This window comes from Streptosporangium sp. NPDC049644 (assembly GCF_040675205.1).
GTDB classification, from domain to species: domain Bacteria; phylum Actinomycetota; class Actinomycetes; order Streptosporangiales; family Streptosporangiaceae; genus Streptosporangium; species Streptosporangium fukuiense.
The window spans coordinates 1-12,152 of sequence record NZ_JBFAOJ010000156.1; the positions used below are offsets into that span (position 1 = coordinate 1).

The window sequence follows — 12,152 nt, forward strand, 5'->3', positions numbered from 1 at the left end:
AGCAGGCTCACCGCGGCGGGGGTGGAGACGGTCGGTGAGATGGAACGGCTCGGCATGATCTTCGACATCTCCCACCTGGGTGCCTCGGGGGTGGAACACGTGCTGGAGCTGGCGAGCAGGCCGGTGCTGGCGACCCACTCCTCGGCCCGCGCGCTGCGCGACCACCACCGCAACCTGACCGACGAGCAGATCCGCGCGGTCGCCGCCACCGGCGGCGTGGTCTGCGTCAACTTCCTGCCCGCCTTCCTGACGGAGGACATCACCGAGTACACGGTGGACCGGCTGGTCGACCACATCGAGCACGTGGTGAGCGTCGGCGGGATCGACCACGTGGGGCTCGGTCCGGACTTCATCCGCGAGGTCATGCACGACGTCACTCCCCCGTGCTGCGAGGAGCCCGGCTACAGCGGCGTCGACGTCGGCGCGACCCTGCCCGGACTGTCCGGCCCGAGCGGCCTGCCCCTGGTCACCGACGCCCTGCTCAAGCACGGCTTCGCCGACGAGGAGATCGTGAAGATCATCGGCGGGAACGTGCACCGGCTGTTCCGCGCCGAGCTGGGCAGGCCCGCCCGGTGCGGCGAATGAGAGAAGGAAGCTTGAAGATCACCGGGATCGAGTTGAGGCGGGTCTCGATGCCGCTGGTCACGCCGTTCCGCACCTCCTACGGCACGGAGACCGAACGCGACGTGCTCCTGCTCCGCGTGGTCACCCCCGAGGCGGAGGGCTGGGGCGAGTGCGTGGCCATGTCCGACCCGCTCTACTCCCCCGAGTACGTCGACGCCGCCGCCGACGTGCTGCGCCGTTTCCTCATCCCGGCCCTGCCCGCCCACCTCGACGTCCATGGCGTGGGCCGCGCGCTACAGCCCTTCAAGGGCCACCGGATGGCGAAGGCGGCCCTGGAGAGCGCGGTCCTGGACGCCCGGCTGCGCGCGTCCGGTCAGTCCCTCGCCTCCTTCCTCGGCGCCGCCGCCGACCGCGTCCCCGCCGGGGTGTCGATCGGGATCACGAACTCCGTCCCCGAACTCCTGGACACCGTCGCGGGCTATCTCGACGAGGGCTACGTCCGGATCAAGCTCAAGATCGAGCCCGGCTGGGACCTGGCACCGGTCCGCGCGGTACGGGAGCGCTTCGGCGACGACCTGCTCCTCCAGGTCGACGCCAACGCCGCCTACACCCTCACCGACGCGCCCCACCTGGCCAGGCTGGATCCCTTCGGGCTGCTGCTCATCGAGCAGCCGCTGGCCCACGACGACATCGTCCAGCACGCCCGGCTGGCCGGCCGGATCGCCACCCCGATCTGCCTGGACGAGTCCATCGAGTCGGCCGCCGACGCGGCCGCCGCCATCTCGCTGGGCGCCTGCTCCGTGGTCAACGTCAAGCCCGGCCGGGTCGGCGGCTACCTGGAGGCCCGGCGCATCCACGACCTGTGCCGCGCCCACGGCGTCGCCGTCTGGTGCGGCGGCATGCTGGAGACGGGCATCGGCCGCGCCGCCAACGTCGCCCTGGCCGCCCTGCCCGGCTTCACGCTGCCCGGTGACATCTCCGCCTCCCGCCGCTACTACACGACGGACGTCACGCCGCCCTTCGAGCTGAGTGACGGCCACCTGGACGTCCCCGGCGGGCCCGGCATCGGCGTCGAGCCGATCCCCGACGTGCTGCGGGAGGTCACCACCTCCACCGAGTGGATCGCCCGCTGACCCCGGGCTCCCGAGCGGCCGGTCCGAGGCCCGGTCACGGCTACGAGGGATTCCGCGACCGGCCTCACTTCGCCGCGGCTTCCTGGGCGGCGGAGATGAAGCGGGTGATGCGCCGCCAGGCGTCGGCCGAGGCGTCGGCGAAGCCGGGAAGCCGGTGATCGAAGAAGCCGTGGGGCGCGTCCGGGTAGGTGACGAACTCGTGCTCGACCCCGGCGGCGGTGAGGGCGTCGTCGAAGGCGGCCACCATGGCCGGTGGGATGTTCTCGTCGCCGCCGCCCCACAGGGCGAGGACCGGCGCGGTCATCAGGTGGGCCAGCCGGACGGGGCCGGGAGTCCCGTTGAGCTCGCCGGGAAAACCGTACAGTCCGATGACCCCGTCGAGGCCGAAGCGGGGGACGGCGGTGTCGAACGCGAACCTGCCCCCTATGCAGAACCCCAGGGAGACCACGGCGTGGCAGCTCTCGCGGAGCCTTTCCACACCGGCCGACATGTCGGCGGACAGCCCCTCGGAGGTCAGCCTGGCGAGATGGTTCGGCATGAGCGTGGCCATGTCGGCGAAACTCCCGGGCCGGTCGCGGTAGTCGGTTCCGGCGGTGCGCGCGTAGTAGTCGATCGCGACCGCGGTGTGCCCCAGTTCCGCCAGCCGTACGACGAGCTCTTGGTAGAAGCCAGACAGTCCGCGATTGTCGGGGAGGACGAGCACCCCCGCCCCCGACGGCTTCTCGGGCCGGGCGAGAAACGCCCCGATGAGCGTGCCGTCATCCGAGGTCAGGGTGGCCTGCGCGGCCTCCACCCGGGTGATCGGGGCATTCGGCACAGGCGGGACAGCAGCCGCGTCGTAACACACGGACGACACTCCTTTGAATTGACCGGAGTTTACGTCCGAAATATTAGCTACACATACACAATAATCGCCGATATCATATCATTAACAGATTAATTATTGATATATAAGCGATTAAGTGCCCATCACGAATAGGTTTGACGGTGCCGGTTCGCGAACACGCCGGAGTCGGGGCCCCAGGGCCGAAGCGTCCTCACGGTGTGCAACCGGGTAGCCGTAGGCCGTCGGCGGGGCGGCGACAGCATCACGGCACCTCCGGCGTGGCAGGCGTGCGCTGGTCATGGCCCGAGCCGAACGCTGATCTGCGAGCCGAGCTCCCGGAAACCGAGCGCTCGGGCGACTCGTCGCGACGGCTCTGGACGCGCCCGCCACTGCGGCAGCAACCGGTTCCCCAGCGCGTCCGCCACCGCCGCCGAGGCCACCGCGCGAGCCAGGCCACGACCGCGACACTCCGGGACGGTCAGGACCGACAGATGTGCCGCCTTATTCAACCAGGCCCGATATCCGGCAGCGGCGATCACGCTCGATCCCCCGCGGACGACGAAAGCCGCCGAGGCGATCTCCTCAAGACCACTCTCGTCCGCGTCCCGCCCGTTCACCGAGGCCAGCAGCGCGCGAACGTCAGGATGACCCGCCGGCAGGGCTTCCACCTCGGTGTCGGCATGGACGGCGGAGAAATCCCCGGCGGCGAGGTACGCCAGCGTCGCCGGCCCCAGGACGTCAAGGGCGGGCAGCTCCGCCGGCACCTGAGCGAGATCGATGTCGGCTCTTCCGACCTGGTCGAGCAGCAGGTCCCGCAATAGCTCGACCAGCTCGGAGCCGGGCACGGTGGCCAGGATCGCCCCGTCCAACGCGACGACGCCCGTCCATCGCGGCGGGCACAGCCACGACCCGGGCGAGACCACGACGCTCACGTCTCCACGTGTGGGAAACGTGACAGGGACACGGGTCAGGCCCGCCCACATCTCACCCGCGCGATCCAAGGAACTCCACGTCATTCGTCGATGATCCCGGCTGGGGAAGCCTGGGACCAATCGATATCGGGTGTTGGTCGAATGCGGCACGCACGCGTTCCTGGCCGCCGAGATCGCCGGCCGCGCCGCCGACCGGGGCCGCCACGCCTTCGAGACCTGGCCGGCCGCGGCGGCCGGAGCCGCCGCGCCCCGGGTGTGGTGTTTCGGGTGTCAGGAGGCCAGGTACTCCTCCCTGACCTTGGAGCGGGAGAGCTTCCCGGTGGGTGTGCGGGGCAGCTCCTCGCGGAACTCGACGACCCTGGGGTGCTTGAAGCGGGCGATCCGCGGGCCGAGGTGTTCCAGCAGTTCCTCCGGGGAGGGACGGGGGCCGGGCATCGGCTGGACCAGGGCGACCACCTTGTGGCCCCACTCCTCGTCGGGCACCCCGATCACCGCGACGTCGGCGACCGCCGGATGCTCCAGGATCGCCGCCTCGATCTCCGCGGGGTAGATGTTCACCCCGCCGGAGATGATCAGGTCGGTGCGGCGGTCGCAGAGGAACAGGAAGCCGTCCGCGTCCATGAAGCCGATGTCACCGGGGGCGTACCAGTCACCGCGCATGCTGGCGGCGGTCTTCTCCGGGTCCTTGCGGTACTCGAAACCGCCGGTGCCCGACCTGACGTAGATCATGCCGGGCTCGCCCGCGGGGAGCTCCTCCCCGTCGGTGCCGAGGATCTTCGCCTCGAAGGTCGGGGCCGGGCGGCCGACCGTGCCGGGACGCTCCAGCCAGTCGTGCGGCTTGACGGAGAAGGCGATGGTCGTCTCGGTGGAGCCGTAGTACTCGTACAGGACCGGACCCCACCAGTCCATGATGCCCTTCTTGACCGCCACCGGGCAGGCCGCGCCGGTGTGCACCACCTGCCGCAGCGACGACACGTCGTAGCGTGCCCTGACCTCCGCCGGAAGCTGCAGCATCCGGTGGAACATGGTCGGCACCATCAGCGCGTTGTCGACCCGGTACCTGTCGACCAGTTCCAGGACGGTCTCCGGCTCGAACCTGGGCGCGATCACCAGGGTGTGCCCGAAGTGGAGGGCGAACATGGTGTGCGCGCACGGCGCGGAGTGGTACATCGGCGAGGTCACCAGGTGGATCCCGTCGCCGGTCCGCAGGTCGCAGACCTCGCCCAGGAACCAGGTGAAGAGCGGAAGGGTCGCCTCCGGTTCGTGGCCGGTGAGCGGGCGCTGCACGCCCTTGGGGAACCCGGTGGTGCCCGAGGTATACCACATGACGGCACCGCCGGAGCGGTCCTCGGGGGCGGTCGTGGGCTGCCCCTCGGCCAGCTCGGCCACGCCGACGGCCTTCTCGACGGAGTACGACGGGTCGGCGACCACGACCCGGGCGTCGCAGTCGGTCAGGATGTAGTCGATCTCGGCCGCCGTGAGGTGCCAGTTGACCGGTACGTAGTACAGCCCCACCTGCCCGGTGGCCATCAGCATGACTACCTGGTCGCTGCCGTTGGGCAGCACCCCGGCGACCACGTCGCCCTGGCCGAGCCCGCGGGCCCGCAGGCCGTGCGAGACCTGGTTGACCGTGGCGAGCAGCTCGCCGTAGGTCGTCACGGTGCCGTCGGTGTCGATCAGGGCGCGGCGGCCGGGGTCGGCCTCGGCGATCCGGTAGAAACCGGGCAGCCCGCTGATGTCGGCCATGTGTTTCCTCCTTCAGAGCTCCAGCAGTTCGGCGAGGCGGGTCCGGTGCGCGCGGGGCGGGCCCAGCAGCACCTCGTCGGCCTTGGCGCGCTTGTAGTAGAGGTGCGCGTCGTGCTCCCAGGTGAAACCGATGCCGCCGTGCAGCAGGAGGTTGTCCCTGGCCACCTCGAAGCAGGCCCTGCCGGCATAGGCCTGGGCGAGCGCGGCGGCCGAGGAGAGCTCGTCGGGCGCCTCGTCCGCGGCCCAGGCCGCGTAGCGGACTATCGACTCGGCCTGCTCCAGCTTGCAGTGCATGTCGGCGAGCCGGTGCTTGACGCCCTGGTAGGAGCCGATGAGGCGGCCGAAGGTCACCCGGAGCTTGGCGTAGCCGACGATGGCGTCCAGCGAGGCGCGCAGCACGCCGAGCTGCTCGGCGGCCACCGCGACCGCGAACAGGTCCCTGGCCCTCGCCACGCCCTCGGTCGACGAGGCGATCTCCTCGCCCGCGCCCAGATCCACCTTCGCCTGCCTGCGGGTGATGTCCAGGGTGGTCAGCGGGGTGCGGTCACCGCCCCTGACCGCCAGGACCCGCGGCCCCTCGATCGCCAGGACCACGTCGGCCTCGGCACCGTTGAGCGCGCGGCCGCCGTCGAGGGCGACGGTCGCGAGCGTGGTCCCCGCGGCGATGCCGGGCAGCAGTTCCTTGTCGCCCACCTCGGTCAGCAGGATCGTGGCGAGGGTGGTGGCCAGGAAGGGGCCCGGCAGCAGCGCCGCGCCGGTCTCCTCCAGGACCAGCGCGAGCTCGGCGTACCCGGCTCCCGCGCCGCCGTGTTCCTCGCCGACGACGAGGCCGGCGAGCCCGAGCTCGCCGTTGAGCCTGCGGTAGACCTCGGGGTCGTGGCCGGTCTCCGATTCGGCGGCCCGCCGGACCTCGGGCAGCGGCGAGGCGGAGGCGAGGAAGGCGCGGACCGCGCCGCGCAGCTCCCGCTGCTCCTCGGTAAGCACGAGCTTCATGTGTTTCGGCCTTTCTGCGCGAGCCCGGAGGTCACCCATTCACCTTGAGGTCCTTGAACGGCACGTTCTTGTCCACGCGCGGCTCGGGCGGCAGGTTGAGCACCCGGTCGCCGATGATGTTGCGCATGATCTCGTTGGTGCCGCCGCCGAGGGCCATGGCCGGAGCGAGCGAGACGGCCTCGGCCAGCCGCCCGCCGCCCTCCTCGTAGGCGACGGCCTCCGGTCCGGCCAGCGAGGTGGCGAGGTCGGCCTGGAACATGGTCAGCTCGGCCAGCAGCAGTTTGGCGGCGCTGCCCCTGGCACCGGGAAAGACGCCGGCCTTGGTCTCCTGGGAGAGGCGCTCGTTGAACAGGGCGAGCGCGCGGGAGCGGATGTGCAGCTCGACGAGCTGGTCGGCGACCACCGGGTCGGCGGTGTCGGCGGTGTGGCGCAGCGCCTCGAAGGCGACCGGGTTGTCCCTGCGGCCGCCCATGCCGACGCCGCTGGAGATGGACAGGCGCTCGTGCAGGAGCGTGGTGACCGCGCAGCTCCACCCGTCGTTGACCTGGCCGACCAGGTTCTCCGCGGGGATGTGCACGTCGTCGAAGAAGATCTCGTTGAAGTGGGCGCGGCCTGTCATGTCCCGCAGCGGGCGGACCGTGACGCCTGGGGCGCGCATGTCCACGATGAACATCGACAGGCCCTTGTGCTTGGGCGCGTCCACGTCGGTGCGGGTGAGCAGCAGCCCGTAGGAGGCGTGCTGGGCGACCGAGGTCCAGACCTTCTGGCCGGTGACCGTCCAGCCGTCCTCGGTCGGGGTGGCCCGGGTCTGCAGGGCGGCGACGTCGCTGCCGGCGCCGGGCTCGGAGAAGAGCTGGCACCAGATCTCCTCGCCGCGCAGCAGCGGACGCAGGTGTCTGGCCTTCTGCTCGGGGGTGCCGAGGTCGACGAGGGTCGGCCCGCACATCCCGAGTCCTATGGAGAAGACGTAGGTCGGCAGCGTGAAGCCTGCGGCCTCCTCGGCGAAGGCCCGCTCCTCCGCCTGGGTCAGCCCCTGGCCGCCCCACTCGCCCGGCCAGCTGATCCCCGAATAGCCCGCGTCGTACATGCGCGCCATGAAGGCCTTCGCGGCGGCGACGCCGCCGGCGTCCGGGGTGCCCTCGGCCTCGGTGTCCTGGGCGTTGGCCTCCAGCCAGGCCCTGGCACGCCGCCGGTACTCCTGAAGATTCATGTCCGCTCCAATCAGTGCTCACTTACTTTAGCCAGCACCCGATCAGCCGTACAGAGCAATGCTCTACAGGGAACGATGAAGGGATATTTGCCCCTTCTTAGCCATCAAACACCAGGAAACGGCAATTAATCCGCCTAATGGTCCTATTTAGCGCCGAGGAGTGAAGTGTTCTCGGGGAACGCGTGGTCGGTACGGCATCGGCTGACGCTCACCGCCGTCACGACAGCCATCGTGACCGGGGGCGCCGTCTTCACGATCGCGACACTCAGGGCCGTGAAAGCGGCGCTCGTGCAGGTCAAGGCGATCAGGCACGAACTGGAGGAGATCACCGCGACCGACATCGGCCGCCGGGTGCCGGTACCGGCCGCCCGGAGCGAGATCAGGCAACTGGCCGAGACGATCAACCAGACGCTGGACAGGCTGGAGGCCGCGGCCGAGCAGCAGCGCAGGTTCGCCTCCGACGCCTCGCACGACCTGCGCAGCCCGCTCACCGCCATGCGCGCCCAGGTGGAGGAGGCGTTGCGCTACCCCGACGACGTCGACTGGAAGACCAAGGCCCACGCGATGCTCGCCAGCCTGGACCGGCTCCAGGCGATCGTCTCGGACCTGTTGATACTGGCCAAGCTCGACTCCGGGGTTCCCGCCCAATACGAGCGGATCGACCTGGGCGCACTGGTCTGCAGTGAGCTGGACCGGCGCAGGCGCAATGTCCCGATCGACAGGGAGGTGCAGCCGGGGGTGGCGGTCACCGGCGACCGGCTCCGGCTGGCCCGGCTGCTGACGAACCTGCTGGACAACGCGGAACGGCACGCCGACTCCAAGGTCTCGGTGAGCGTGGCCAGGGACGGCGGGACGGCCGTCGTGGAGGTGCTCGACGACGGCGCCGGGATCGCACCCGAGCAGCGGGAACTGGTCTTCCAGCGGTTCACCCGGCTGGACGCCTCCCGTAACAGGGACGCCGGAGGCACCGGACTGGGACTCCCCATCGCCAGGGAGATCGCCCGCACCCACGGCGGCATCCTGAGGCTGGAGGACAGCGCCCGGGGCGCACGGTTCGTCCTGCGGATCCCCCTGCACCCCGACCAGGACGGCGACCTCTGACCCGCTAGTGTTCCCTTGTGGCAAGGGGATTTGGGCGATTACGTCGTGAAGATCTGCTCCGAACCGCCTGCGAGGTCATCGCGGCCCAGGGGTTCGGTCATACCCGAACCGCGGACATCGCGCAGGCGGCCGGCGTCAGCCAGGCACTGCTCTTCTACCATTTCGAGACCAAGGAGAAGCTGTTCGCCCAGGCCTTCTCCTACGCGGCCCAACTCCATCTGGACGCGCTCACCAAGGTGGAGGGGGCGGGTGGCTCACCCCTCGACCGGCTGCGGGCCCTGCTCAGGTTCTATCCCCCCGGCGGGAAGACCAAGTCGTGGGCCCTGTGGATCGACGCCTGGGCCGAGTCGATGCGCAACTCCGAGCTTGAGGAGACGTCCCGCAGGATCGACATGCGCTGGAAGGAGGCGCTCCACGCGATCATCGATGACGGCGTCGAGGCGGGAACCTTCGTCTGCGCGGACCCCGAGGGCTCGACCTGGCGGATCATGTCTCTCATCGACGGCCTGGCCACCCAGGTGACGGTGCACAGGCGGCTGCTCTCCCGGGCGCGCATGACCGAGTTCATCCAGACGGCCGCCGCGGCCGAACTGGGCCTCTCCCCCACCGCACTGAGCTGAGCAGCCCCCTGGGCAGCACGACGAGGAGCATGGCGAGGGCGATCAGCCCTCCGCCGAGGAAGAAGCCCGGGGTGAGCGACTCCCCGTACAGCGCGACGGCCAGGACGGTCACCCAGAGCGGCTGTGTCGACAGGATCACCGCGGTGGGCACCGGCGGCACGTGGACCTGGCCCCACGAGCGGGCCAGGAAGCCCAGGGCGCAGGCCACGATCGACAGGTGGCCGAGGAGTGCCCAGTCTCCCGGCGTGGCGGGCAGGGTCAGGCCGTCCGGCACGGCGAGGACACCCGTCATCACGGCGATGGCGCCGAGCTGGATGACCGTGACCGCGTAGGCGTGTCGTCGCGCCTCGGCGGAGTTGCCGAGCACCAGCGTGTGGGCCGCGTACAGGACGGCCGAAACCAGGGTGGCGACCAGCGCGGGCGGGGAGACGTCGCCCTCCACGCCCTTCAACAGGGTGAAAACGGTCATCGCGACGGTCGCCAGCGCCACCGCGACCCAGATCCTGGCCGAGGTCCTGGCACCGAGCAGGACCAGCCCGAGGACCGGAGTGATCACCACGTACGAGCCGACCGTGAAACCCGAGACCGACGAGGGCAGGTCGTGCAGCGAGACCGCCTGGACGGTCTGGCCGACGCCGAACAGCAGGCCGAGCAGGATGCCGACCAGCCAGGTGCTCTCGGAGAGCCCCCGCAGGCTACCCGGGCGGAGCGCGACCAGCACGACCGCGGCGATGCCGTACCGCTCGGCGAGGAGGTCCGCCACGGGCATGCGGACGATGAGGTCCTTCATCAGCGGGAAGGCCGACCCCCAGGCGGCGCTGACGAAGGCCAGGAGCGCGATTCCCAGGAGGGGCCGGGGGGCTGCGAGCACTGCCATAGTCGAAGGGTTACATCACCTGCAGCGACGGAAAGGTCACCGACCGGAGCGGGAGTGGCCTTGATACCACGCTGAGTGAAGGACGTCACACCGGCGCGAGGGACCTCATACCTCCGCGGGACTTTCCGTCTTATTGGATGCTTCGTACAATTAGCACAGACATCCGATGGGAGGGCAGCGATGACACCGGCCCCAGAGACCGCCGCGGACAGAGAGGGCGACCAGCAGGTCACCGAGAGACGCGCGTACGAGGCGGTCATAGAGCGCCTCTCGAAGGCATCCGTCGACAAGCACTGGGAGCCGTACGTCGACATCCCCTGGGACGAGAAGGAGTTCCTCGTCTTCGCCGACGACCCGCGCTGGGAGCTGCCCGAGGTCGACAGGCTGGGCGGCCACGCCTGGTATCGGGCACAGCCCCCCGAGGTCCGCGCCAAGATCGGGCTGTGGCGGGTGGCGACCGCCATGAAGATCGGCCTGCAGTTCGAGAATCTGCTCAAGCGCGGACTGCTGAACTACGCCTACCGGCTGCCGAACGGTTCCCCCGAGTTCCGCTACGTCTACCACGAGACCATCGAAGAGGGACATCACGGGATGATGTTCCAAGAGTTCGTGAACCGCACGAAACTTCCGATAAAAGGCATGCCGGGGCCGCTGAGCCTGCTCGCGCAGATCACCCCGTGGATCCCGCTGATCTCCACCGAGCTCTTCTTCGTCTTCGTCCTCGGCGGCGAGGATCCGATCGACCACGTGCAGCGCAAGATGATCAAGTCGGGCAGGACCCGGCATCCGCTGGAGGAGACGATCATACGGATCCACATCGCCGAGGAGGCCAGGCACATCTCCTTCGCCCGCCACTACCTGCGCCGCCGGGTGCCCCGGATGCCCCGCTACCGGCGCTTCGCACTGGGCCTCGTCTCCCCTGTCGTCCTGGGCATCATGGCCCGGATCATGCTCTCCCCGCCAAGCTCGATGATCAGGGCGTTCGGCATCCCCGAGGACGTCGTCAGGGAGGTCTACACCGGCAACCCCGAGATGGCCGCGGAGATCCGCGACTCGATCGGCAAGACCCGCGAGCTCTGCGCCGAGCTGGGCCTGACGAACCCTCTCCAGCGCCGGGTGTGGAAGGCGATGGGCATCTGGGCGCCCCCGGCGCCCGGCACGGCACGGACCGGAAAGGCAGGCGCGTGAGAACGGCGATCGTGACGGGGGGCGCCTCCGGCATCGGCCTGGCCGTCTCCCGCGAGTTCGCCAGGCGCGGCGCGCACGTCGTCATCGCCGACCTGGACGGCGCCGGGGCCGAACGCGCCGCCAAGGAGCTCAACGGCTCGGCCGCGACGCTCGACGTCTCCGACGCGCGGGCCGTGACCGACCTCGTCGAGCGGGTGGCGGCCGAGCGGGGACGGCTCGACGTCGTCTTCAACAACGCCGGAATCGCGGTCGGCGGCACCGTCGACGAGCTCACCCTCGACCACTGGAACCGGACGATCGACGTGAACCTGCGCGGCGTCGTCCACGGCGTCCACGCGGCCTACCCGATCATGAAGCGGCAGGGCTTCGGGCACATCGTGAACACCGCGTCCCTGGCCGGGCTGGTCCCCGCGCCGCTGATGGCGCCCTACACGGCGACCAAGCACGCGGTGGTCGGGCTCTCGCTCGCCCTGCGCGCCGAGGCCGCCGCCCACGGTGTCCGGGTGAGCGTGGTCTGCCCCGGGTTCACCGACACCCCGCTGCTCGACAACGCCAACCCCGGCCTGCCGCAGACCCCGACCGGCGCCGGCGCCCGCGAGTCGGCGCGCCGGACCACGGGCCGTCTCTACTCCGTCGACGCGCTGGCCGCCGACGTCATCAGGGGCATGGCCCGCGATCGCGCCCTCATCGTGGCACCCGCCACCGGCCGCCTCGCCTGGCGCGGTGCCCGCCTCTCCCCCTCGGCCGCCGTCCGGGTGGCCTCCCTCGCCGTCCGCCGCCTGAGCGGGCGCTGAACCCGGCGCGCCGAGGTGAAGGCCCGTGGGGGGGGGGGGCGGGGCGGGGCGGTACGCTGGGGGGTTGGTGGGCGCGGGGGAGGGCGCCCCACGGCCTGGTCGCCCTGATGGAGATCCAGGCGTCGCGCCTCCGGGCCAGGACGGGGCCGGACGGCGAGCCGGTCCTGC

The 12,152-nt window shown here is 70.5% G+C and carries 12 protein-coding genes; 6 read left to right on the top strand and 6 right to left on the bottom strand.

Annotated elements, in window-relative coordinates; translation table 11 throughout:
- Both AB0J58_RS42205 and menC read left to right on the top strand, forming a co-directional pair.
- Positions 1-585 (top strand): membrane dipeptidase (locus AB0J58_RS42205; protein WP_364226900.1); only part of this gene is annotated, 585 nt, incomplete at its 5' end.
- Between the two features lie 11 nt (positions 586-596).
- On the top strand, positions 597-1,697 hold the full coding sequence (gene menC, locus AB0J58_RS42210) for an o-succinylbenzoate synthase (RefSeq protein WP_364226903.1): 1,101 nt from the start codon (positions 597-599) through the stop codon (positions 1,695-1,697).
- A gap of 64 nt (positions 1,698-1,761) precedes the next feature.
- On the opposite strand, the gene AB0J58_RS42215 is transcribed toward menC, so the two are convergent.
- The 5 genes from AB0J58_RS42215 to AB0J58_RS42235 form a co-directional block, all read right to left on the bottom strand.
- On the bottom strand, positions 1,762-2,514 hold the full coding sequence (locus tag AB0J58_RS42215; protein ID WP_364226906.1) for a dienelactone hydrolase family protein: 753 nt from the start codon (positions 2,512-2,514) through the stop codon (positions 1,762-1,764).
- A 305-nt stretch (positions 2,515-2,819) separates the two neighbouring features.
- A complete protein-coding gene (locus AB0J58_RS42220; RefSeq protein WP_364226908.1) occupies positions 2,820-3,455 on the bottom strand; it encodes a GNAT family N-acetyltransferase in 636 nt (211 codons plus the stop codon).
- A 270-nt stretch (positions 3,456-3,725) separates the two neighbouring features.
- Positions 3,726-5,201, bottom strand: coding sequence for an AMP-binding protein (locus AB0J58_RS42225; protein WP_364226911.1), 1,476 nt, complete (start codon positions 5,199-5,201; stop codon positions 3,726-3,728).
- A 12-nt stretch (positions 5,202-5,213) separates the two neighbouring features.
- Positions 5,214-6,194: an acyl-CoA dehydrogenase family protein gene (locus AB0J58_RS42230; RefSeq protein WP_364226914.1), complete on the bottom strand. Its 981-nt coding sequence runs from the start codon at positions 6,192-6,194 to the stop codon at positions 5,214-5,216.
- 31 nt (positions 6,195-6,225) lie between these two features.
- Positions 6,226-7,404, bottom strand: a complete 1,179-nt coding sequence (locus AB0J58_RS42235; protein ID WP_364226916.1) for an acyl-CoA dehydrogenase family protein — start codon at positions 7,402-7,404, stop codon at positions 6,226-6,228.
- A gap of 165 nt (positions 7,405-7,569) precedes the next feature.
- On the opposite strand from AB0J58_RS42235, the gene AB0J58_RS42240 reads away from it, so the two are divergent.
- Both AB0J58_RS42240 and AB0J58_RS42245 read left to right on the top strand, forming a co-directional pair.
- Positions 7,570-8,505, top strand: coding sequence for a HAMP domain-containing sensor histidine kinase (locus AB0J58_RS42240; protein ID WP_364226919.1), 936 nt, complete (start codon positions 7,570-7,572; stop codon positions 8,503-8,505).
- Positions 8,506-8,522: 17 nt separating this feature from the next.
- Positions 8,523-9,125 carry a TetR/AcrR family transcriptional regulator gene (locus tag AB0J58_RS42245; RefSeq protein ID WP_364226922.1) on the top strand — a complete coding sequence of 201 codons (603 nt, stop codon included), beginning with the start codon at positions 8,523-8,525 and terminating at the stop codon, positions 9,123-9,125.
- Here AB0J58_RS42245 and AB0J58_RS42250 read toward each other — a convergent pair.
- On the bottom strand, positions 9,070-10,002 hold the full coding sequence (locus AB0J58_RS42250; protein ID WP_364226924.1) for a DMT family transporter: 933 nt from the start codon (positions 10,000-10,002) through the stop codon (positions 9,070-9,072). The two genes, AB0J58_RS42245 and AB0J58_RS42250, sit on opposite strands and share 56 nt — an antisense overlap.
- 180 nt (positions 10,003-10,182) lie before the next feature.
- Here AB0J58_RS42250 and AB0J58_RS42255 point away from each other — a divergent pair, with 180 nt between their 5' ends.
- Together AB0J58_RS42255 and AB0J58_RS42260 are read left to right on the top strand one after the other, a co-directional pair.
- A complete protein-coding gene (locus AB0J58_RS42255; protein WP_364226927.1) occupies positions 10,183-11,190 on the top strand; it encodes a diiron oxygenase in 1,008 nt (335 codons plus the stop codon).
- Positions 11,187-11,984 carry an SDR family oxidoreductase gene (locus AB0J58_RS42260; RefSeq protein ID WP_364226929.1) on the top strand — a complete coding sequence of 266 codons (798 nt, stop codon included), beginning with the start codon at positions 11,187-11,189 and terminating at the stop codon, positions 11,982-11,984. The genes AB0J58_RS42255 and AB0J58_RS42260 overlap by 4 nt, the downstream gene beginning before the upstream one ends.
- Positions 11,985-12,152: the final 168 nt, after the last annotated feature.

Bases quoted from the DNA above. Each gene is read 5' to 3' on its own strand.
- AB0J58_RS42225 (WP_364226911.1), bottom strand. From the start codon at position 5,201: ATGGCCGACATCAGCGGGCTGCCCGGTTTCTACCGGATCGCCGAGGCC.
- AB0J58_RS42230 (WP_364226914.1), bottom strand. From the start codon at position 6,194: ATGAAGCTCGTGCTTACCGAGGAGCAGCGGGAGCTGCGCGGCGCGGTC.
- AB0J58_RS42235 (WP_364226916.1), bottom strand. From the start codon at position 7,404: ATGAATCTTCAGGAGTACCGGCGGCGTGCCAGGGCCTGGCTGGAGGCC.
- AB0J58_RS42250 (WP_364226924.1), bottom strand. From the start codon at position 10,002: ATGGCAGTGCTCGCAGCCCCCCGGCCCCTCCTGGGAATCGCGCTCCTG.
- AB0J58_RS42255 (WP_364226927.1), top strand. From the start codon at position 10,183: ATGACACCGGCCCCAGAGACCGCCGCGGACAGAGAGGGCGACCAGCAG.